Annotated in this window: 14 protein-coding genes; 2 read left to right on the top strand and 12 right to left on the bottom strand. The window is 57.4% G+C overall.

Features of this window, described 5'->3' with window-relative positions:
* Positions 1-92 precede the first annotated feature (92 nt).
* From Pla100_RS08880 to Pla100_RS08845, 8 genes are all read right to left on the bottom strand, one after another.
* Entirely contained in the window at positions 93-1,802 is a 1,710-nt protein-coding gene (locus Pla100_RS08880; RefSeq protein WP_146577261.1) for a flagellar hook-length control protein FliK, read from the bottom strand.
* Between the two features lie 44 nt (positions 1,803-1,846).
* Positions 1,847-2,497 (bottom strand): hypothetical protein, encoded by a 651-nt coding sequence (locus Pla100_RS08875; RefSeq protein WP_146577260.1) that lies wholly within the window; start codon positions 2,495-2,497, stop codon positions 1,847-1,849.
* Positions 2,494-2,994, bottom strand: a complete 501-nt coding sequence (gene fliJ, locus Pla100_RS08870; RefSeq protein ID WP_146577259.1) for a flagellar export protein FliJ — start codon at positions 2,992-2,994, stop codon at positions 2,494-2,496. Before fliJ ends, Pla100_RS08875 begins: the two co-directional genes overlap by 4 nt.
* 1 nt (position 2,995) lies before the next feature.
* Complete coding sequence (locus tag Pla100_RS08865; RefSeq protein ID WP_146577258.1) at positions 2,996-4,390, bottom strand: FliI/YscN family ATPase; 1,395 nt, start codon at positions 4,388-4,390, stop codon at positions 2,996-2,998.
* A complete protein-coding gene (locus Pla100_RS08860) occupies positions 4,387-5,310 on the bottom strand; it encodes a FliH/SctL family protein (RefSeq protein ID WP_146577257.1) in 924 nt (307 codons plus the stop codon). Before Pla100_RS08860 ends, Pla100_RS08865 begins: the two co-directional genes overlap by 4 nt.
* Positions 5,311-5,331: 21 nt before the next feature.
* Positions 5,332-6,582 carry a FliG C-terminal domain-containing protein gene (locus Pla100_RS08855; protein WP_231602860.1) on the bottom strand — a complete coding sequence of 417 codons (1,251 nt, stop codon included), beginning with the start codon at positions 6,580-6,582 and terminating at the stop codon, positions 5,332-5,334.
* A gap of 90 nt (positions 6,583-6,672) precedes the next feature.
* Positions 6,673-7,170, bottom strand: coding sequence for a biopolymer transporter ExbD (locus tag Pla100_RS08850; RefSeq protein ID WP_146577256.1), 498 nt, complete (start codon positions 7,168-7,170; stop codon positions 6,673-6,675).
* Complete coding sequence (locus Pla100_RS08845; protein WP_197167784.1) at positions 7,167-7,571, bottom strand: ExbD/TolR family protein; 405 nt, start codon at positions 7,569-7,571, stop codon at positions 7,167-7,169. The genes Pla100_RS08850 and Pla100_RS08845 overlap by 4 nt, the downstream gene beginning before the upstream one ends.
* 385 nt (positions 7,572-7,956) lie before the next feature.
* Here Pla100_RS08845 and Pla100_RS08840 point away from each other — a divergent pair, with 385 nt between their 5' ends.
* Both Pla100_RS08840 and Pla100_RS08835 read left to right on the top strand, forming a co-directional pair.
* Positions 7,957-12,228: a DUF4332 domain-containing protein gene (locus Pla100_RS08840; protein WP_146577254.1), complete on the top strand. Its 4,272-nt coding sequence runs from the start codon at positions 7,957-7,959 to the stop codon at positions 12,226-12,228.
* A gap of 4 nt (positions 12,229-12,232) precedes the next feature.
* Positions 12,233-13,495: an MFS transporter gene (locus tag Pla100_RS08835; protein ID WP_146577253.1), complete on the top strand. Its 1,263-nt coding sequence runs from the start codon at positions 12,233-12,235 to the stop codon at positions 13,493-13,495.
* A gap of 1 nt (position 13,496) precedes the next feature.
* Here the strand turns inward: Pla100_RS08835 and tsf are convergent, their stop codons facing one another.
* From tsf to Pla100_RS08815, 4 genes are all read right to left on the bottom strand, one after another.
* Entirely contained in the window at positions 13,497-14,474 is a 978-nt protein-coding gene (gene tsf, locus Pla100_RS08830; RefSeq protein ID WP_146577252.1) for a translation elongation factor Ts, read from the bottom strand.
* 219 nt (positions 14,475-14,693) lie between these two features.
* Positions 14,694-15,545 carry a 30S ribosomal protein S2 gene (gene rpsB, locus Pla100_RS08825; protein WP_315853457.1) on the bottom strand — a complete coding sequence of 284 codons (852 nt, stop codon included), beginning with the start codon at positions 15,543-15,545 and terminating at the stop codon, positions 14,694-14,696.
* Positions 15,546-15,772: 227 nt separating this feature from the next.
* On the bottom strand, positions 15,773-17,041 hold the full coding sequence (locus tag Pla100_RS08820; RefSeq protein ID WP_197167783.1) for an outer membrane protein assembly factor BamB family protein: 1,269 nt from the start codon (positions 17,039-17,041) through the stop codon (positions 15,773-15,775).
* Positions 17,042-17,113: 72 nt separating this feature from the next.
* Positions 17,114-21,667, bottom strand: coding sequence for a PVC-type heme-binding CxxCH protein (locus tag Pla100_RS08815; protein ID WP_231602857.1), 4,554 nt, complete (start codon positions 21,665-21,667; stop codon positions 17,114-17,116).
* Positions 21,668-21,798 lie beyond the last annotated feature (131 nt).

Raw genomic sequence — 21,798 nt, 5'->3', positions numbered from 1 at the left:
CACGTAGGCGAGTCTCTCGGAAACTCGCCGCATTCAGCGTCTCTGAGAGACACTGCCACGTGCGTTTAGCCCAACAACCTATGTTTGGGTGCTCAAGCGTGCAGATCAACGCCGGACGTCGGGGTGGACCACGCGGGGAGCGTCGCGGCGGGGCGTTCGGCGGCGGGGGTCGGGCGGACCTGGGACCAATGGGTACGTTGGGTTTGGCCGGGGACGCTTGGTTCACCGAAGGGGTGTTGGCGGGGTTGGCCGGACGGGTCTCCGAATTGTCGGTCGGATGTTGCAGTGTCCATCAGGTTGGTCACCGATTCGGTTTCGATGTCGATCTTTTCTAATCGGATCCCTTGGCTTTCCAACGATCGGCGCAGTTGCGGTAATTGCTCCCTCAATGCTTCGGTGGCCGCGTCGGTTTGCGTGATCATTGTGCCACTGAGTTCGCCGTTGCGTATATTCAATTGCAGTTGAACCGAACCGAGGGCTTCGGGCGAAAGCCGCATACGAATTTGACCACCGTTCGAACCGAGGTGCTGGAACCCGCGGCTAACCCGTTGCACGAGTTTGGCACGCTGGACGGCCGACAGAGTGTTGGTGCCCGTCACGCCACCTTGTGAATTGGATTGCGATGCCGCATCGCCGCGTTGATTTTTGGCCGAGTTGTCCAAGCCAGCGTTCGAAGAGTCACTTGTTGCGGTCGCGTTCGTACCGGTTGACGTTCCTCCCGTTGCACTAGCGCCCGTGGCGGAGCCGACTGCGCCGCTTCGGTTGCCAACAAGTGAACTGGAAACGGTCGTCGTGACCTGGGCAGCAACCGCCGCCGAAACTCCCGCGGACAGCGGGGTTGTGGATGCGGATGGTGTCATCGCTGAAACATCGATCGAACCGGTGCCGGAGTTTGCCTGGGATTGAGAGCCTGTCGTCGATCGCGAGCCGAGTGAGGATGACTCGCCAAGTTGGGAGGTCTGCGAATCGGACGCTTGCGGGGCGGATGTGTTGCTGGTCGCACGATCATCAGAGTACCGTCGTCGTTCGACTCGATCGTCGCCATGATTCAGTGGCGTTTGGTTTGGTTGACGCGACCCTTGTTCGTCGGAAGTCTCGTCGTTTGCTTCGCTGCGGCTTGATTCTTCCAACTTGACCGGAGCTTCGATCGTTTCTGTTTTGATTTGCTCGTCGCCGACAACGACTTCGTCGGTTTCGTAGCGACGTCGATCGATATCTTCGGCTGCTGCTTGAGCGGCTTGGGGGGTGACGATCACGTCTTCGGTCTGTTCCTGCGGGGCGACAGGGTCTCCCTGCGATTCCGCTTCGGTCTCGTGACGGGAGACTTGAGCGGCGACGATGGGTTTGTCTTCGGTCTCGAGCGGGCCGCTCGGCAATTCCCGCGAGTGGTCTTCGTTGGCCTCGAGCGTGGTCACCTCGGTGGTTTCGGGTTCCCCTTTGGGCTCGTCGACTGTGATCAACGCCGGAAGTGTTGGGTCATTGGCCCATTGGTTTTCGGATTCGGGTTGTGTGTCGTCGACCTTCGAAACATTTTCTTCACGGTCGTTCTCGTCAGTATCCGTGGTCGGTGCGGACGATTCGGTTGTCGAAGTCGTTGGCGGCGGCGGGGCATCGGTGGTAGCGATTCGAGCGAACACCTCCGCGAAGGGGTCGCCCAGGCCGCCGGTCTCGGTGCCGTCGAGCGACTGAGATCCTGACAAGCGGCCTTTGAGTCTCGCCAGCCGCGATTCGATCGGTGTGCTTGTGTTTTCGATTCCGCGCGCCGTTGTTTCACGGTTGCGTCCCGCTTCAATGACCGACATTCCTGATCCCCCCAGATCGTGAAACACGTTGGGGCGGGGCAGGATTATTTTCCTTGTGCCTCGTCGATCAACGTGGTCGTTGGCATCCCTTCGCCGATGCGGCGCAGGATCTCGTGGAGTTTGTCGGCTTCTTCCGGCGTCGCAAACTCCGCCAATATATCTTTTCGTTTATCGATGGGCATGGCTTGAATGATATTAACGACGTCATCAATTCTTTTATCGTCAAACATTCTCATCAAGAGCTCTTTGGACTGTTCCGCCTCGAGTGCCTGGAGCGTCCGCTGGACTTCTCGAAGACCTTCGTCTTGGGCTCCCTGGCGGATTTCGGCTAAGCGTTTGTCGAAGGATTCTCGGCGTTCGTCGAACCGATCTCGTTCCAGTTTCAACTGCGACAGCATCACGGCCAATTCGTCTTTAAACTCTTGTTGGCTGCGTAGACGCATGTCGATATCCAGGCTTTCCCGCTGGCGGGCGTCGAGGATCTCGTCAAAGTCGGGCTGTTCGCGGTCACCTTCTTCCTGAAGTATTTGCCGCAACTGGTTTCCGGTGATGTCGATTCCATTGACCAGTGCAATCATTTTGGTCAACGTTCCCGCGTTGAGAGTTCCGCGGACGGCGAACACGCCGAGTACGATCAATTGGGTCAACACGGTGGCAACGCAAACGACCCCGATGGTTTTCATTAAAAATTTCATGTTCGACTCCGATTTCGGTTTCGGCGATCAATGATCAGTCGGGCGGTCGTTAAGTCATCCGATTCAGCTTGTTCACGTTGTAGTTCGAGATAGCGGTATTCGGATTTTTGAGTTTCACGCAATCGTTCTAATCGCTTAACCTCGGCCTCGGCGTTGACCAGAACGTCACGTCGTCGTTGCAATTCTTTGAGAAGCGTTTCCTTCGTCGAACGCAGCCCGATCTGTTCGGCTTGCAGTTGCAGGTCGTATCGACCTTGTTGCAAGGCGCGATCGATGGAGACGCCGTGCGAGTTGGGGGACTCACGATTGCCGTCGCCATGGTTTTGAAACATGCCTGCGGCAAGTCGACGGATTTCGTCGCGTTGTCGCTGTAAGTCTCGGATTTGTTCATCGACACGGCGAATCGCCTCGTTCGCTTTGCCGACTTCACGTCCGGCTTCGTCGCGTTCGCGGCAACGCAATGCGAGGATCGAATCAAATCGAAATTGAAACGCCATTTTACCCTGCCGTTCGTTTGTTCGCGTCGGCGATCATCTGGGCTGCCACGTTTGGTGGCGTCGCGGCCAACGTTACGAGCAACCGTTGTGAGTCGGCGAGTGGTGTTTGGTCACTACTGTTTTGGCGCAACATGAGGTTGATCGGGTCTCGCATTGCGATCGCAGAGTCGATTCGCGGATCGGTCCCGGCTCGGTAGGCACCGATCGAGATCAGGTCTTCGCTGTTTTCGTATTGAACCATGTGTTCGCGAATTTTCAGGACCGATTCACGGACTTCGGGGGTGACCAATTGATTTTGCAGTCGGCTGATACTTTGTGGGATATCGATCGGTGGGTAGTGACCACGATGAGCGAGCTTGCGGTTCAAAACGATGTGGCCGTCCAGCAAGCCGCGAACCGTATCGGCGATCGGTTCGTTTTGGTCATCGCCTTCGACCAAGACGGTGTAGAAAGCTGTGATCGAGCCCTTTTCGGTTCGACCGGCCCGTTCGACCAATTGAGGCAGCATATTGAACACGCTGGGCGGATAACCGCGGGTGGTCGGCGGTTCGCCGGCGGCCAAGCCGAGTTCTCGCTGCGCCATCGCGAATCGTGTGACGCTGTCGACGAGCAGCAAGACATTGTGTCCGTCGTCGCGAAACTGTTCGGCGATGCTGGTCGCGGTCATGGCGGCGGACAATCGTTGGGCGGCCGGTCGATCACTCGTGGCGACGACAACGACTGCCTTTTTCAACCCTTCCGGGCCGAGTGAGTTCTGAATGAATTCGTTCACCTCGCGGCCCCGCTCGCCGACCATCGCGATGACGACGCGGTCTGCATTGGTTCCCCGGGTGATCATGCCCAGCAGGGTGCTTTTGCCGACGCCGGAGCCGGCGAAGATGCCCAGTCGCTGTCCGATGCCGCAAGTCAACATGCCGTCGATGGCGCGGACTCCGGTTTGCAAAGGTTGATCGATCGGGGGACGCGATAGCGAATCGGGTGATGTGTGGGAAACGACGACTCGAGATAGGTCTTCGCTAAGCGGTCGACCGTCGATCGGACGTCCGAAAGCATCAATGATCCGTCCGCACAGCGACCCACCGACTCGCAAACTCATCGCGTTGGAAACCAAGCGAACGCGATCACCGGCGGCCAATCGCGAGATGGCTTCCAACGGAGCCAAGATCGGTCGCGTGTTGTCAAAACCGATCACACGTGCGAGCGTCGGTTTAGCATCAGGTGGCATTAACTCACACAACGCCCCCAGTGGCGCGGTCATGCCTTGTACGGTGACGGCATCGCCGGTGACCGAAGCCACTCGACCGCGGACTTGAAACATGACCATCGAATCAATCGACTCGACCACCGAACGAGGATCGGGCAATCGCGGCGGAACCAATGCGGCCACAGGGGTCATAACAGCTCTTCTCGAAGGCGTTGCAGTTGAGCTTCTAGGCCGGCGCGGATCTCGCCGCCGTCTTGACGAACGACCACGTCGCCCACCGACAGCGTTTCGTCGGGAATCACGACGGACTGTTCGGGCAGATCCGGGCTGGATAACAACTCATCGAATTGACGACCGAGTTCGGCGAGCGTGTCAGGATGAACGGCCAGTGTTAAACGACCGGCGGAACGTGTGCTGTGAAGTGCCTCGCGCGCCCAGCGAACGAGAACATGCTCTTCGGTCGGTAACGACGAAGACGGTGAATCGGCGGAGTCGTCTGGATCGGGAGCGACGGCGAGTGGAGATGCGTTAGGCAGTTCTACTTTTTTTCTAAGTAGTCGTTCGGCGGCCGCGATCGCGGTGGCGGTCATGACTTCGGCGTATTGGTGCATCCATTGATCGTACTGCGTTCGCATTTGAACGACCATTTTCCGCAGCGATTCGACCTGGGCTTGAGCTTTCGCTTCGGCCTCGACGGCGATCCTTTTATCGATTTCGGCAGCCGCCGCTTTTTGGCCTTCGGCGTGACCGGTGGACTTGGCCTGTTGCTTGATTCGTACGCTTTCGGCTTGAGCCTGGCCCATCATGGCTTCGACTTCAGCCCGGCATTTCATGATTTGTTGTCGCCCTTGCTCGACAATGTCCGCGAGATTGAACTCGACGAGCCCTTCGCTACCGGCCTTGTCTTTACCGATGATGGTCCCGGACAATCGCGCGGCTACGCCTCCGCTAGGGATCGGCAGTGAATCTTCGGGCGGCGATGGACTGGTGCTGTGGCCAGTTTTGATAATCTGCACTGATCCGGTGCCGGGGCGTGGTGCCGGAAGCCTCACGTCGGGCGCAGCCGGAGGGAATGGGGTGACCGTTCGTTGTTGTTTTACAATGGTTGCCATGGTGATACCGGCGAACCGGCCTTATGCGGCTAGTCGGGTAGAGTGCTGGGAAACGCCGTCTGGTGCGGTTGCCTGCACGGCATGGGTGGAATGGATCACTTGAGCGGCTATCGCAACGGCCTCTTTGGCCAGATCGATTTCGCGAATCTCCATGGAACCCAATGACATCAACTGGCGGCGAACTTGGTTCGCCGCCGCTCGTGGCAAGCACGCGATCGCTGCATCAGCCGTTTGGTTCGGCAAGCCGCACAGTGCCAGGATGGCGACCCGAGTTTCGACACGGGCGAGCGCCTCACACAAACGCTTGGGCGCAAGCCGGACGAGTTCGAGGTGAATCTGGTCGGTCGATAACGTCGGCCGACTCACGGTGACCTTGTCGGATGTTTGCGTCGGTGCGGTCGGTTCAGTCTCGCGAGTGATCTGCCGCAAACGCGCTGCGACCTGGGACGCTTCTTCTTCGGGAATCGGGTCCGGTGCAGAAGATGGTAATTCAGCCAGGATTGCCTGCAATCGCGGCGAAACGGCGACTGCGGAACGGGGAACATGTTTGGCGGCATCGGCCGGGTTCCAAACCGCATGATCGCCTGGATAGTCGATGGCGTTTTGGTCGATGAGTTGTTGCAACGGATTACGGTCGCGAGCCGTTTGTATCCGCTGCACCCGATTTTGAAAACTACCTGCGAGGTCCGCGAGCATTTCGTCAGGCAGCGATTGCAAACGCCCGATTCGACTGAGCATGTCTTGACGTTGTGCGTTTCCGAGTCGCGGTAGAATGCGAGCGGCACGTGAAGGCTCGATCGACGCGAACACGACTGCTTTGGTTTGAGGGTGCTCGTCTTGTAACAATGTCAACAGGTCCTCGTCGGCCACTTGATCGAGGAAGCCAAGCGGACGACTGGGTTTCGTCGTGGATTCCGGCTGATTGCGACGATCAACGGGTTCATCGGTCAGACGATCGATGGCGGCCCGATGGTTGTCAGATAAAAGACTGTTTTGTGTGTCCGGCGGCAATCGATGATCCGCTTCCCGGGCGGCTTGTCGTTTGATCGAACCGGTAAACGATTCGAGAGCGCGTTTACGTTCCATCGGATCGACGTCGATCAAGGTGCGCAATTCGCGTTGTACCCGTCGCCTGGCTTCCGGACCAAGGTCTGCAAGTAATTTCAACGCGACCGGTTCAGGCAAGTCCCGCAGTACGATCGCGATCCGCCGCAACGACGCGGCACGTCGTGCTTCGTTTTCAGTGTTGGCGGCCAGAGCGTTCAGGGACACGGTGTCGGCGGCGTTGAGAGTTGTGAAAAGAAATTTGCGAATCTTTCACAGTTCTACTCAAGTTGTCTCGCCGCTGGGAAGATTGATTTATCAAGGGACGAGTTCAAGGTCCGGTTCGACAGCCAGCAACACCTTGGAGAATTTTAAGCTGCGTGCGAAGTCGAATACGTCAATCGTATCGGATACCGAAATCGCCGGGTCGGGGTCGACGACCACCATCGTGGCAATCGGCATGTCGGAAATCTTCGATAGCTTTCTCTTAACGGCGGAGAGATCGGCCAGTTCGACGGCCCCAACCCGGTAGGACTTGCCGCCGGGGTGATCGATGATTCGGACGATGATTTCGGTCGGTTTGACCTCCAGTGACGGCATTGGGAGATCCGGATTTACCGCCATGGACTCATCCATTGTTTCGGGGGGCGTTTTCGAAGGAGCCAAAGCGATCGAACCAGGAAGGCTTGTCTCAGGCAGATCGAAACTACTCGTCCAGACGAAAAAAACAAGTAACAGGAAAACAACATCAATCATCGACGTCATGGCTAGGTCATCGCTATCACGACGGAAATTGGCATGTGAGGGCGGTCTCATGGGCGACTCACGGCTATCGGGCTTGTGACGATCGATACGTTTTGAAAGCCTCGATCGGTAAGGGTCGCCAAGACACGATTGAGGTGTTCATAAGCCAAGGATCGGTCGACGCGGATCCGGACCGTTTGGGTGGAATCACGAGGAAGTCGCGACGAGAAGACGTCCGTCGATAGCTGGCTTCCGTTAAGGAATAGCCTAGCCTGAGCATCCATGGTGAGAGTGAATACGTCGTCCGCCGGAGACGTTTCGCTGATTCCGGTCGCTGAATCGGCCAGTGAAACCGGCATTCGATTTTCTCGCCGGGACAGGTGGCTGGAGACCAAGAAAAAAATAATCAGCAAGAACACGACGTCGATCATCGGCGTCATGGCCACTCGATCGGTCGTGCGCTGTTGATTCATTCGGTGAGAATTCGGGGATCGCATGGGACGAGTATAACAATACGCCGCAGTAACGGGACTCGCAGTCCAGGCGTAGCGTATCGAACTAGTGGTCTGTTACAGGTAAAAATGGGGGTTGGCTGTAGAGGATCTTGTTAAAGATCCTGCCGCTACAGGATCTTTAACAAGATCCACTCCCCTAACTTTTAGCTGTCCCAGACCGCTAGAAAAATTTGTTCAGTGGTTCCAGTTTCACGGAATCGGTCTTTCGGCCGATTTGGCAATTCGACTAAAGTTCTCTTTCTACGCGACCGAAACGCAGGCACCCCGCATTGGACAGGATCGTCCAAACCCTGCGTCTGGGACTGGTTGCATTGACCCGACGTCGTCCAGGAAGGAACCTCTGATGTTATTAGATCGTATCGAAATCGATAGCCATGGTCCGCTCAATCGGGTCGAGATCGGTCCGTTGTCTCACCACCTCAACGTCGTCCTCGGGCCGGCCGGCTCCGGAAAAACCGCGATCAGTCGGTTCATTCGCGATTCGCTGATCGACCGAGACTACCCTCTGGGGATGCTCAGCAATTCATCGGGGCGGATCGTCTGGGTCGATTCGAACGGCTGGATTCACTGCCGACGCGAGCAAGATGGCACGCCTAACGGTCGGCGGACCGTGGAGTTTGAAAACCGCAGTGAATCCTCCGCAGCGTGGGACGGCTACGCCGACGGATGGTTCGATTCCGCCGAAGTTGCTTCCCAAACGGCCTCGCATTATCGATCTTCTCTTGCTTCGCGAACATTGCAAAGCATTCGTATTCCGGAATCAATCGTCGATGGCGTGATGGTCGACACGACCGTCAGCAGTGTTTCTCGCGTCGTCGCATCCTGTGTTTCGGCCGGCCTGGATCGCGACGACCTGGCTCGAATGCCTTTCGAGAACGAGACAGCCCGTTATGCCGATTCGCAATCGTTTGTCCGCACTCATGAGGACGATCGACGCCGCCGCGAGTTGCGGGCGGAATTGGCAGACGTCGAGGCCGAACTCGCCAAGCTTCGAGATGCTCGTCCCGTCGTCGATCGGGTCGATACATCCGATCTTCAGCGGCAGCGTGTTGATCTGCTACGCCGCCGCAATGAATGTGTGGCCCGTCGCGAGCGCTTGTTCGTTGATCCGATGGTGCATGAAATCCGGAGATCGGACAGTGATTCAAGATTGCGGGAACTGCATTTTCAAGCCGAATCGTTGCGAACGAGAGCGGCCTCGTTGCAGCGATGGATTGCGGAGTTGGACTCCAGTGCCTACCGATCCAGCGAGTCTCGGTATGCCGTCGGGTCGGGTGGGTTGTATGCGTTGCCCGAAGCTTGGCAATCGACCTCGGTCGACACGCTGCGAGAACAAATCAGCCGTGCTGATCGTGAAATCGTTTCGCTGCGTCGAGTGCTCGCCGACATCCGCGGCATTCGAAACCTACTCGCCTCCTCTCATTTGCCGTTTGATTTAAATACCGGATCGAACACGGGGTATGCGGCGGCGCAAGCGGGGCGTTGGCTGGATCCAGAATGGATGCAAACCCGTCGTTACGATCATTTCGTTCGCGCGATGGATCACTATCGAAGCGATCGGCCTTGGGCCGATTTCTATCATGCCGCTTACCAGCCGTTGCACCCAATTGACGATCTGGCGATTCGGATCGAGGCAGCACAGCGTCACTTGGATTGGCTGTTGTCGCGCGTCGGGGTGGCTGCTCCGAATGCGGCTTCCGATGCGAGCTCCTGGTTGGACCTGAGTTGGTTCGAACCCCACGAACGCCGCACCGTGATGCTGGAAACAGTTCGCCGAGTACGTGATCAGATTCGTCATCGAGAATTTTTGACGACCTATCATCTCGATCGTGTCGCTGATGATTTGAATCAGTCGCTCGATCGTTTACTCGCGACAAGATCCCGTATCGTCGAGACGCTCGCCCGTACACACGCTGATTGGGGGCGATCGTTTGATTCCGGCTCTGGCTACGATCCCGACTGGGTTGCCGAGCGACGTTCGGCGTCGAGCGAATTACTCCGTGTCGAGGGTGAACTACGCAGCGTCTTGGATGAATCGGCCAAGTTGCGTCGTTTTGATCGCGTTTTGCCCATCGTCGACCCGATTTATCCGGTCGGATTGGACCGCGCCAGCGGCTCCGTTGAGATGATCGATGCTGAGATCGCTAGGTTGGACGCGAGGTTGAGAGAGCTCGAAGCGGCCATTGCCGAGCAATCTGCATTCGGTTCAGCCGCTTACGTCGACGGCTGTTCTTGTCGTTTCGAACGCGCCGACGTGCTTGGTCGACGCCGCGACGCATTGATCGCAGAATTGGATCGCGACCGTCCGATCGCACGACGTGAATCATCGTTGTCTGAATTGGCAAGCCGATGGCTGGTCCGATTATCAGGGGGACGTCATCGCATCGTGCAATGGTCCAGCGTTCCGGTCGCGACCGATCGGTGCACTCACTTGCCGCTACGCGGGGGATCGTCGGTCGATGGGATGAATGACCGTGTGGATCACCGAGTCGATCACCGAGTGTCGGTGACGATCGATTGCTTGGATGAGCAAAGCGTTTCGGCGGCGACACGGGCATTGGCGTGTCTGGCGGTTCGCATGGCGGCCGGCGAATTGCTCGGCCGGATGGGACATGCGATTCCGTTGGTCCTGGAGACTCATCGTGAGTTGTTTGTTGCTAGCTCGAATCATGCAACGGAATATCAACACGATGCCTACCGTCCGTGGACTCGCGAAGGGGTGACGGGCGACGCGATTGCGTCAGCGCTCTCGGATTACACCGCAGCCGGTCGGCAAGTATTGGTGCTTACCGAGTTCGCTCCACTCGCCCATCAGCTCAAGCGATCCGGAGCACGCAGTTTTGAATTGCACACTCAGCGGATTGTGCATCCTCATCGTCCGATTTGGCGAGGCGTCCAGCGGCAAGATCATTATGCCGGCCCACACGGGATCGACGCAAACGGCCGGCCGGTTGCTAGCCCGATCGACCTGCGTGATACCGAGATCGATCATTACGTCAATCGTGCCTTTGACCAAGCATGGATCGAGTCGGCCGGTCTGCGAGAAGGTGACTACCATCGACAAGTTGCAACCGACGCGCCTGCACCCGGGGCGACTTATCGTGATGGGTACTATTACGCTCAGCAAAGCTCGACCCGACCGTTTTCGGGACAGTCGGTTCGGCAGCAGGACGCGACGGTCGACGCCCACGATCCGGTTTCAAATTCACTCGTTTCGGACAGCCTGATCGCCCGTCATGGGAAGTCGCAACTCAGCAGCGGCGTGATAGGCGATTCCGATGTGCCGTACTTCATGACCGTTGACAGTCCCATCGACACGGCGCCCTCTATTGACGCCGTGGCGGCTCAGCGTCTTCGCCGGGTCGGGATTTCGCACATCACGCATTTGATGAACCAAGACAGCAATCGGTTGGCTGATACGCTCGGGCTAGCGGGAGTCGATGCCAAGACCATCCGTCGGTGGCAATCCGAATGTCGTTTAATGTGCCGAGTACCGCAACTGCGAGGCTTTGACGCTCGTGTCTTGGTCGGATGCGGTGTTCAAGACCCCGCACAGTTGGCGGCGATCCATCCGACCGAGCTTCTCGATCGGGTCAAGACGTTTTTGGCGACCGAGCGAGGTCAACAGATCTTGCTTTCGGGAACCAGCTACGAGCTATCTCGGATTACGAGTTGGATCGCTTCGGCGAACCACAGCGTCCACACCGTTCGGCGAACCCGTACCGTCGACGGGCGTCCCGTTGAAACTCGCGTGACCCGCGACCGAATCGATAACGATCGCGAACAACAAACTCGTTCGCGACGTCCTGTAGCGGAAGAGGTTTATTTGACCGACGATGATTTCGATCAAGAACGCTACGAAGTCGAAGTCGAGCGTCGCGCTGATCGCATCGCCGAGGAAATCGACGAACTAACGCGAGACTACGATCGTGAAGCTTCATCGAAGCGAACCGTGTCGGCGCTCAAACCATCGTCGGCGTCGGAATCTCGCACCCGTCGGAATGCTCGCTCATCGGATCGTAACCGATCATCAAGTAAGGGCGAACGTCAATCCAACGGCGAGCATCGATCCAACGGGGGGCAACGCTTTTACAAAACGCAGGATACCGGACGCCGCCCGCAAGCTGCGCGATCGAGGGACACGCGGACAAGCGAGAGTCGACCGACCGTCAACGGATTGCGATTTTACCTAGAGCGAGCCGACGATGTGGTCGACGCACCCTCGATCGGTCCACGCATGGCGGAACGGTTGAACCGAATCGGGATTGTTACCGTCAACGATTTGCTGACATCCGACGCGGCCGCAGTCGCTGAGAAGCTCAAACATCGCCGAATCGACCGGGCAACCGTGACACAGTGGCAGAATCAAGCTACGCTGGTGTGTCGAGTGCCGATGTTGCGGGGGCATGACGCCCAGTTCTTGGTCGCCGTCGGAGTGACGACACCAGAAGAGTTAGCCGCCAGCAACGCGGCCGCCTTGTTCGCCAAGGTCGATCGGGTCGCTCAGTCGAGCGAAGGTAAGCAAATCGTTCGCGGCGGGAAACTGCCGGATCTCGATGAAGTGTCCGAGTGGATCGGATACGCGAACCAAAATCGGGAACTAAACGCCGCATGAATCGATGAAACTGATCCGACAGGTATTTTCAACTAACCTGTTCGCTCCTTCGAAGCACTCCAAGCTATCGGCTTGGGAGCCCTTAAGGCTGCCGATGTTTCGCGTTTTTTGGTTGGCGTCTTTAGCGTCCAACTTGGGGACTTGGATCCACGAGGTGGGCGCGGGATGGTTGATGACGAGTTTGGATGCCAGTCCTGAGATGGTGGCAGCGGTGCGGACGTCGATGTCGCTGCCGATTGTGATCTTGGCCATCCCGGCCGGGGTGTTGGCGGACCGGTTTGACAAGCGTCGTCTTTTGTTGATGACGCAGTCGATGCTGTTCAGCGTCACGGCGATCCTGTCGCTACTAACGTTCACCGATCAAATATCCGCTTGGGGGCTATTGTCGCTGACGTTTGTCATGGGTTTAGGAATGGTGATTCACGTTCCGACCTGGCAATCCGCGATCCCCGAACTCGTGCCGCGTAGCCAGATTCCTCGCGCGGTCGGATTAGGTAGCGTCAGTTTCAACTTAGCACGCACGTTGGGACCAGCGATCGGTGGTGTGTTGATCGCACTCGTCGGAATTTGGAGCACGTTCGCGATCAATGCGATGTCGTTTGCTTGCGTGATCCTCGTCTTGATACTTTGGAAGCGCACGTCGATCGAGAACAGTCGTGGTCGATCGTTTCTGTCGTCGATGCGGCAAGGCGTGCGGTACGTGCTCCTGAACCCAGCGATGCGTCACGTGATGATCGGCGTGTTGTTGTTTGTTATGCCGGGCAGCGCGTTATGGTCGCTGATGCCGTTGTATGCCAAAACGCAACTGGGCTGGGGCGCTCAAGGATTCGGTGCCCTCGTCGGATGCATTGGTGCCGGAGCGGTGGCCGGGGCATCCGTATTACCACGTCTGCGCCATCGCTTTGGTTCGGACGTCATGGTCGCCGGAGCGATGGGATTGTTCGCGTTCGGGCTGGCGATCATGAGCTGGGCACCATCGTGGCCGGTTCTGTTGCCCACGGTATTGGCCATGGGAGCCGGGTGGATGGCCACGCTGACGACGCTCAACGCGACCGCCCAATTTACCCTTCCCCCTCGGTTGCGAGCCCGAGGCATGGGGTGCTATTTGACGATGATGGCCGGATCGATGGCGATCGGCTCGCTCGTTTGGGGGCGAACGGCCGGAGCGATCGGATTAGCGGGAGCCTTGCAGGTCGCATGTGGAGTGATGCTGGCAACGGCGATCGTTAGTCTCGCCTTCCCGCTTTCGATCCAGTTGGATGACTGATTCAGTTCACCGAAATACGCTTGAACTCGATGATCTTGGCTTCCGGATGGAAGTCGTTCAGCGCCGCTTCGACCGTTTTGCTGTCATCGAGTGCATAGAACTGGCTCAACAAGCAACGCTCTTGGTCGAGCAACGTGTTGTCGGCGATGAAACGATCAATCTTGCCCGGAAGGATCTTGTCCCAAATCTTTTCCGGCTTGCCTTCGGCTTTCAGTTCTTCCTTGATTGCCGTTTCGGTAGCCGCCATCACTTCGGGGGTCAATTGGCGACGGCTGGCGTACTGAGGCACATTCTTGACGGGCTTACCGAGATTCTCTTTCTCGTTTAGCTCGTTCTCGGCGACAATCTGAGCACGCAGCGCTTCGGTTTCTTTCTCGACGAACTCGGGGTCGAATTCATCAGGGTGCAGAATCGAAGGCTTCATGGCGGCGATGTGCATCGCGACACCACGGAAGAACTGGTCGGAGCCTTCTTTGCCGCCGTCTTGATAGTGAACCAAGACGCCGATCTTGCTGCCCGCGTGAATGTAGGAAGCGATGTTCTTGCCTTCGATTACGTGAACGTCTGAGACGAGAATCTTTTCGCCCGTCTTGCCGGTCTCGTTGACCAAGTAATCGGTTACGGTTTGGCCATCGATCGTTAATGCGTTGACTTCTTCGACGGACTTGGCGTTGTGTTCAAATGCCAACTTCGCGATTCGTTCGGTCAAGGCGGTGAAGTTTTCGTTCTTGGCAACGAAGTCAGTTTCGCAGCTCAAGGCGAGCAGCAAAGCCTTGTCGCCTTCGACGATCGCCGTGACGACCCCTTCTTCGGCTTCGCGATCGGCACGCTTGGCAGCGACTTTTTGGCCTTTCTTGCGGAGGTAATCCAACGCACCTTCCATGTCGCCGCCGGATTCTTCGAGTGCTTTTTTGCAATCCATCATGCCGGCACCGGTGGACTTGCGCAGTTCACTTACGTCTTTGGCGGAGATAGCCATCTTTACTTCCTAGAACTAGTATCGAATGTGTTTGTGTTGGGAATCAGTGGGGAGGTGGACCGTCGCGGCCGACAGTCGCGAGGGGAGCGTTTGCGTTGCAGACGATGCCGAGATGAAAACCCTCGTGAAAGATCGACGAAGGATTCAAAGCCACATTCCCGGCGATCGGCCCGTCGCGAAAGTCTTGTCGACTTCCGCGACGGTATCAAGCGGAGAGATCTACTCGGCGACAGGTTCGTCAGCCGGTTCCGCAGCGGGGGCCTCGGTCGGTTGGGCTTCGGCTGGAGCGGCCTCGGCAGCTTGGGCGGCCGGGGCTCCGGCGTCGCTGGCTTCGACTTGCGTTTGTCCCTTGCCGGCGATCACCGCGTCGGCGAGTTCACGCATGATCATTTCGACGCTGCGAATACCGTCGTCGTTGCCGGGGATCGGCAAATCGATCAAGCTCGGATCGCTGTCGGTGTCGATCAACGCGACCGTCGTGATGCCCAACCGTTTGGCTTCGCGAACGGCATTGCGCTCTTTGCCGGGGTCGACGATGAACATGACTTCGGGCAAACGATTCATCGTTCGCAAGCCGTTCAAGTTACGGTACATCTTGCGATACTCGCGGTTGAGCGAGGATTGCATTTTCTTGCTGTAATCGTTGATCTTGTCGGTCGTGCGCAAATCTTCGAGTTCTTCGAGACGACCCAGACGCGAACGAATGGTGCGGAAGTTGGTCAGCGTTCCACCGAGCCAACGTTCGCTAACGAAAGGCATCCCGCAACGTAGCGATTGCTCTTCGACGGCTTCACCGGCTTGACGCTTGGTACCGACGAACAGGATCAAGCTGCCGCCGGCGGCGACTTGCGAAAGGTACTTCTTGGCTCGCAACAGACCGCGGAGGGTTTCGCGGATGTCGAGAATGTGAATTTGGTTTTTCTTGCCGAAAATGTACGGGGCCATTTTCGGGTTCCAGAGGCTCGTGCGGTGTCCGAAGTGGACGCCCGACTCGATCATCTCTTTTACAATTTCGTTCGCCATCAGGTTTGGTTTGCCGCTTTTTGCGGCAAGACTCCAGGGGATTTTCACGTCGGGTTCGAGAAAGACACGGGATCGAGGTCCATTGCCGGACCGCAAAACACCACGTTTTTCCAGGGCACCGGAACCGTCGCGACTCGGAAAAGCCACTGCGTTCCATCAGCCCTTCGCCCCATCGAAGACGTGAGGGGGAAAGGAATATTGTCTCGCAACGAAGTGTCGCGAGATTGAGGAGGGGAGAGGGTAGAAAACAATTCCGGTTTTCGCAACCCCGGTCGTCATTTCGTCGTTTGAATGCAATACAACGCCGCGTCCGAACGAACCAACAATCGATCGCCGATGATCGCGGGCGTTGCGTTGAATAACTCGCCTTCGTCACCGAGTTCGTTGATGGCGAGTTGCTCGTATTGCGGTTTGGCGGCGATCACGACGATGCCTTCGTCTCGGGTGGTCAAAAACAGCTTTTCGCGGTCGCCTACGATCGATGCGTACACTCGGCTGCGGGTCGGCAACCGTTCGCGGAACACTTCTTCACCGTCACTCGCTCGCAAGCACAAGGCGATCGCTTTGTCGTGCGACCAGAACAAATAACCGCCGTGCAGAACCGGGGTCGTCACGTTGGCACCTCGCGAAACGTCCCAAATCAGATGGGATTCGCTCACGTCGCCCCGTCCGCCCGCTTTGACGACGAACGTCTTGTTGCTGCGCCCGGCACTGCAGTACAAGGTTTCGCCGTCGGCGATGATCGCGGGAACCACGTAATCTTCGACCGCCGAGCAGGTCCACAATCGTTGGCCCGTTCGGGGATCGAGACCGAGGATGGCGTTTTGTTGGTTGACGATCAGTTCTCGGGAGCCATCGGAGAGTGTAACGATCGTCGGCGTCGTCCACGCTTTGTCAATTTCGTCAGCCTGCCAGACGACTTCGCCGGTCGCCTTTTCCAACGCATACAACGATCCGCTTTCGATCGACGCGTTCATGATGACCAAATTCTCGAATTCAATCGGGCTGGCTGCGGCGCCGAAACCGACCGTGTTGGTGCCGACATTCTTTCGCCACAGCAATTCACCTTCGTGGGTCAGCGCGATCACGCCGGAAGGACCAAAGTAGCTGTAGACGTTTTCGGAATCGACGCAGGACGTCGGTGAGGCGTATCCGTGTTCGGCGACGCGTTTGCCGATCGGTTGCTCCTCCGGCGACGGTTCAAACGTCTTGTCCCACAAAACATCGCCACTGGATAAGGAAATGCAGAGAACGTGTAGTCTTAAATTCGCCCGGTCACCGGGATCTTCGATCGATTCGCCGTAACCTGAATAGGCGGTCAAGAAAACGCGATCGCCGAAAACGACCGGGCTGCTCGCACCGGGTCCCAGCAAAGGCGTCTTCCAAGCGAGGTTCTGGTCGTTGCTCCAAGTCGTTGGAACGACCGAGTCGCTGACACCGCTCCCCTGTGGCCCGCGAAATTGTGGCCATGTTTGAGCCGGGACGTTTGATGCCCAAACGGCGATGTAGAGGAGTAAAACAGCAACGCGAATGAACGATTTCATTTGGTTCTCTCGCAATTTTGCGAATGGGTTTACGATTGAATCAACCGCCATCGTGCGTCAACGGTTTGTGAATCACTCACTTAGGTTCTGAATTTTCTTCAAGCTCATCAAATACTCGACCATATCAACGAGGCCCTGTTGGTCGGTCGTTTGATGCAAGTTTGCAGGCATGATGGATACCTCACTCTTGCTCATTTCTTCGACATCGCCTGGGTCGATCGCGATATCGATGGCTTCCGCGTTGCGAACCACAAGTTTTTCATCCGTTTGGGTGACCAGAATCCCGCTGACGATCTGGCCGCTGTCTAACAACACGATGTAGTTCTCGTAATTGTGGCTGATTCCTGCGCTGGGGTCCAAGATCGAGGTGAACATCGCTTCACGGGACAATTTGCTACCGATCTCCGAGAGATCGGGACCGACTTGATTGCCAAATCCGTTGACGACGTGGCATTTGCTACACGTTCCTTTGCCACGGAACAACTCGAGTCCATGTGCCAGGTCGCCAGACATCGCCGCGAGTTGATCCAGCGGCGCCAACTTGACCGAGCCTGACGATTCGGGCAAAGGTAGGATCCGGGCTGCACGCTCGACGATTTTCTTGTCTGGTGAGGTCGACAGCAAACCACCGGCGAGTAATTTCAAATCGGCCGGCATGGTGTTGGATTCGGCGAGGCTGAGCAGTGATTCGATACCGAGGTTGTTCTTGGAAAGTGCCCGCACCGAGGCGGCCCGCACGTCGTAGCTCAGCTCGGCTTGCGCCATCGTTTTTTCCAAGACCTTGACGGCACGTTGGTTCCCGACCGTCCCCAGTAAACTAGCGATCCGCTTGGCTTCGTCGACGGGTTGGGTTGATAGATAGCCAACGAACTTTTGATAACCTTCGTTGCCCTTGAGGAGGTACTGCGCCGCTTGCATCGAAAGCGTGTCGTTGCCCGACTGGACCATCATGGCGTAGATCGATTCTTCGGCACCGGTTGGGCGAAAACGCTCGACCAATTTCAAGTAATGCTCTTTGCCAACACTGCGTGCGATGTGGCGTTCGATCGCCTTTTCCGCTTTTGGGAACTCGGCCAAGTTGACTTCGCCGGGCATGCGCATCACGGCGCGAACGATGATCTCGTCTTGCTCGGCTTGCGATCGTAGGGCGGTGGATTGTGTTTTCCCTAAATCATTGATTACCAACGTTTCTTGTTCGGACGATCGATTGACGAGCAGCTTTTTCAGCGCGGCCGCTCGCACATCGGCTTTGTGATATTCCAACGCTCGGAAATACCGATTGGTTTGTTCGACCGATAACTTCGGATCGGCGATCAATTCAACGATTCGTTCGGCCGCCGCGTCGGCTCGCGTCCGCCATACGATGTCGCGGCCGCCCGGCGTGTTCCAGTTCTTACCAACGAGCGAGGACCAAGCGGAAAAGCAATCGTCCGCGCGAACGTCGCTGCCGATGCCGAGAGCTTCCAGGTACCAACGATCCGAACCGTCGTGTCGGGCGGCAAGCTTGGCCCATACGCCGGGCATCGCATCGGTCACGTCATAACGAATCGCCAGCGCGAGTTCGCGTCGAACGGCGGGCGAATCGTCGTCAACGAGACCGCCGCAAACTTCCGCGACACTCAATCCAATCAACTTGGCCAAACGAATACCCGCGATCCGCAAGTCGGAATCTTGGTCGGCGAGGACGCGCTGTACAAAGGCGACCCGGTCCGAAGCGATTTGGCCGAGCAACCACATCGCGCGGGCTCGCACGCGTGGGTTCGCGTCGGCGTAAAGTTTTTCCAATTCAGCTTGGGCTTGCGAAGCAGTGGCCGGGTTGTGCCCCATCGCGTGCAGGCCCGTCCAAGCCATGTAGCGGACGCTCAGGTTCGGGTTGCGAAGAGCCTCCGCACATCCGGCCGCGGTTTTGAAATCAAACTGCGGAACCGTGTACTTCACCCCTGGAGGAGCCAAGCGAAACAGTCGACCGCGATCGCTGTCTTCTTGACGGTGACCTCCAACGCCGGGATCGTACCAATCCGTCACGAACAACGATCCGTCTGGCGCGACACAAACGTCGGCCGGACGAAACCACTTGTCGGCGATACCCGTCATCAGTGGCTCGATCGTGGCCGAATACCCCGCACCGTCGGGTTGCGACGGGTAGGCACGCACGACGTTCGGGCCGGGATCGCAGTGAATGATTTGGTCCCAAAAACGCTCGGGCAACAATCGGCCTTCGTACATGCAAATGCCCGACGGTGATCCCGCACCGGTTTGCAGCAAGTTGGGAACCACGCCGGGATCGTTCAGGTGCCAATGTCGCAATGGAATCTCCTCCTCGAGCGTGATCCGATCGTCACGCCATCCGGCACCGGTCAACTCGTCGCGATAACCGTAGTTGCCTTGTTCCATCACGAAGTTAATTCGCGTGCCACGGTTGCCGTCGTCGTCGTTGTCGCTTTGCCAAAGCGAGCCGAACGAATCGACGGTCGTTTCCCAATTGTTGCGAAAGTTATGAGCGAGAACTTCGAAATTCGATCCGTCCAAGTCGCAACGAAACGGCATCCCGCCGAACAAGGGTTGCCCGTTGTCGACGACGGCGCGGCCACGAATGTCGACGATCGTTTCGCCATCGGCGTCCTTAACTTGTTTCCCGGTATTGCCGAAGTTCCAGTACAACTTTCCATCCGGGCCGAACAAGAACGAGTGGGCGGAATGGTCATGTTGCGGTTGTCCCGTTTCGGTGAACATCGCGACTTTGGAATCGGGCACATCATCACCATCGACGTCGGTGAACTTCCAAATGGTCGGCGAGGCCGACACGATCACTTGGTTACCGAGCACGCAGATCCCCATCGCCGAATCGACTTCGGGACCTTGGTAGAACGTCTTGATCTTGTCCAGTTTGCCGTCGCCGGTGGTGTCTTCGAGGATGAGGATGCGGTCACCTTCGGGCCGTGCGTTGGCGCGGCTGCGATAGTTCATCACATCGCAAACCCAAACGCGTCCACGGTGGTCGATGTCCAAATTCGTTAGGCTTTTCAGATTCGGTTCGCTGCCCATCAGCGTCGCCTCGAGTCCCTCGGCGATTTCCAAACCGGCGATCGCGTTGTCGGGATGACGTTGCCCGGTAGGTAAGTTTTCATCGAGCGTTTGAAGATCGTTCGGAACGCCGCCTGTATAAATCGCGAATCGAACGCTGGTGGTATTGCCCTCGTTCTGATCGGTTCCGTCGGATTCGAGAGCACCGATGACGGTCAACGATTCGTAACCTTCAGGGATCTCGAAACAGATCACACTCGGGGCGTGTGTCCCGATCGCCGGCGCACTGATCGATTCGCCGCGAACCTTGACGGGTCTGCCTGATACGTTTGCATTCTTGTGAACCTCGCCCCAACCGGTGGTGGCGGACACCCAATCCAGATCGACGAGATTGGCAGCCCCCTTACTGCCCTTGAGCACCGGATCGATCCAGGCGACGTGATCACAAGCGAAACTGTCACCGCCTTGGGTCACCACCAAATACAGCCGACGATCGGCGTCGAGTTTGTTCAAGTCGACTTGCAATTCCACCTGGTGCCGACTCGTTTGCGTGGTGACCCTTGGCGAAGCGGCAAGCAGTGTCGGGTTGCCGTCGCCCGATCCGCTCGCGTCTTTGCCGGAGACCGCGAGGTCGAATTTCTTCGTGATTTCCTTGAGGTCCAAGTTCTTGGGCTTCGGGTAGTCTTGGTCCTTGAGCAAGTCTTCGGCTTGAAGCTTTTTCATGGCCGACCGTTCAGACTCAATTTCGTCGCCGGCGGTCCAGCGGATCGCGTTGGTGACCAAACGGCGGACGGGTTCTTGAGCCCAGTTCCAATGGTAGTGGCCGCCGGTGAAGCCGAACGAACGACCACCGAAGGGAGGTTCGTAGGCCCAAGCGACCGTTTGTGGTTCGCCGGCGGCGACCATCTTGCGAACGGTGGGGTTTCCCGAATGGGGGCCGTCGGGCCGACGCATCGTTTCCTCCGGTGCAACGGATTGTAAAATCGGGGTTAGCTTTCCCGTTTCAGAGAAACGCATGTTGAAGTACCACTCGTCGTCGGCATGAAACGAATCGACGCTCCGGGTGATCGGATGCTCGGGCATTGCATCAAAATGGGCGACCCAGTGGGGGTTGACGCTGTAGTGGATCTCGAAATGCCCGCCGAGCAGTTCAACCCAATCGTCACCTGACTCACCTGGGACCATCTCCACCGCGTAATGCAGCGCCACCAACCCGCCACCACGCTTGAGCACTTCACGAATCGCGTCGCGGTGCAGCATCGCCACGTGACGACCTCCGCCGTCGCAATAGACGACGATCGAATCCGCCGCTGCGATCTTCGAAGCGTCTTCAGGCCAACCGCGAACGACCTCGACTTTGAGTTTTGGATTTGCCTCGAGCAGCGATTCTTCCAAGACCTTCAATCCGGCATAATGTTCGTGGGCACCGTATCCGTGACTCGGCGGTCCAGCGATCATGAGGATGTTCTTGGCCTTGCCGTTTTCGGCCGCCCATACGTTTTTTTCGGTAAGGACGCAGAACCACGCGATGCCGAGCATCAATGCGGCAAGGACTTGCCAAGTGATCAAATGGAAACGCGGGTGAAGTGTGGCGGGACGCATGGGCATTGAAGGGTGGAAGGAAAGCGGGCGGGACGGACTCATCGGCGATACGCAAGGGCGCACGCACCGCCTCAATTCTAAAGGACGGCGGCGATGAGCAACAGTATAACGTTGAGACGATTGCCCCGCCT

The organism is Neorhodopirellula pilleata (assembly GCF_007859915.1).
Lineage (GTDB): Bacteria > Planctomycetota > Planctomycetia > Pirellulales > Pirellulaceae > Rhodopirellula > Rhodopirellula pilleata.
This window is presented reverse-complemented; position numbering and strand designations above follow the sequence as displayed.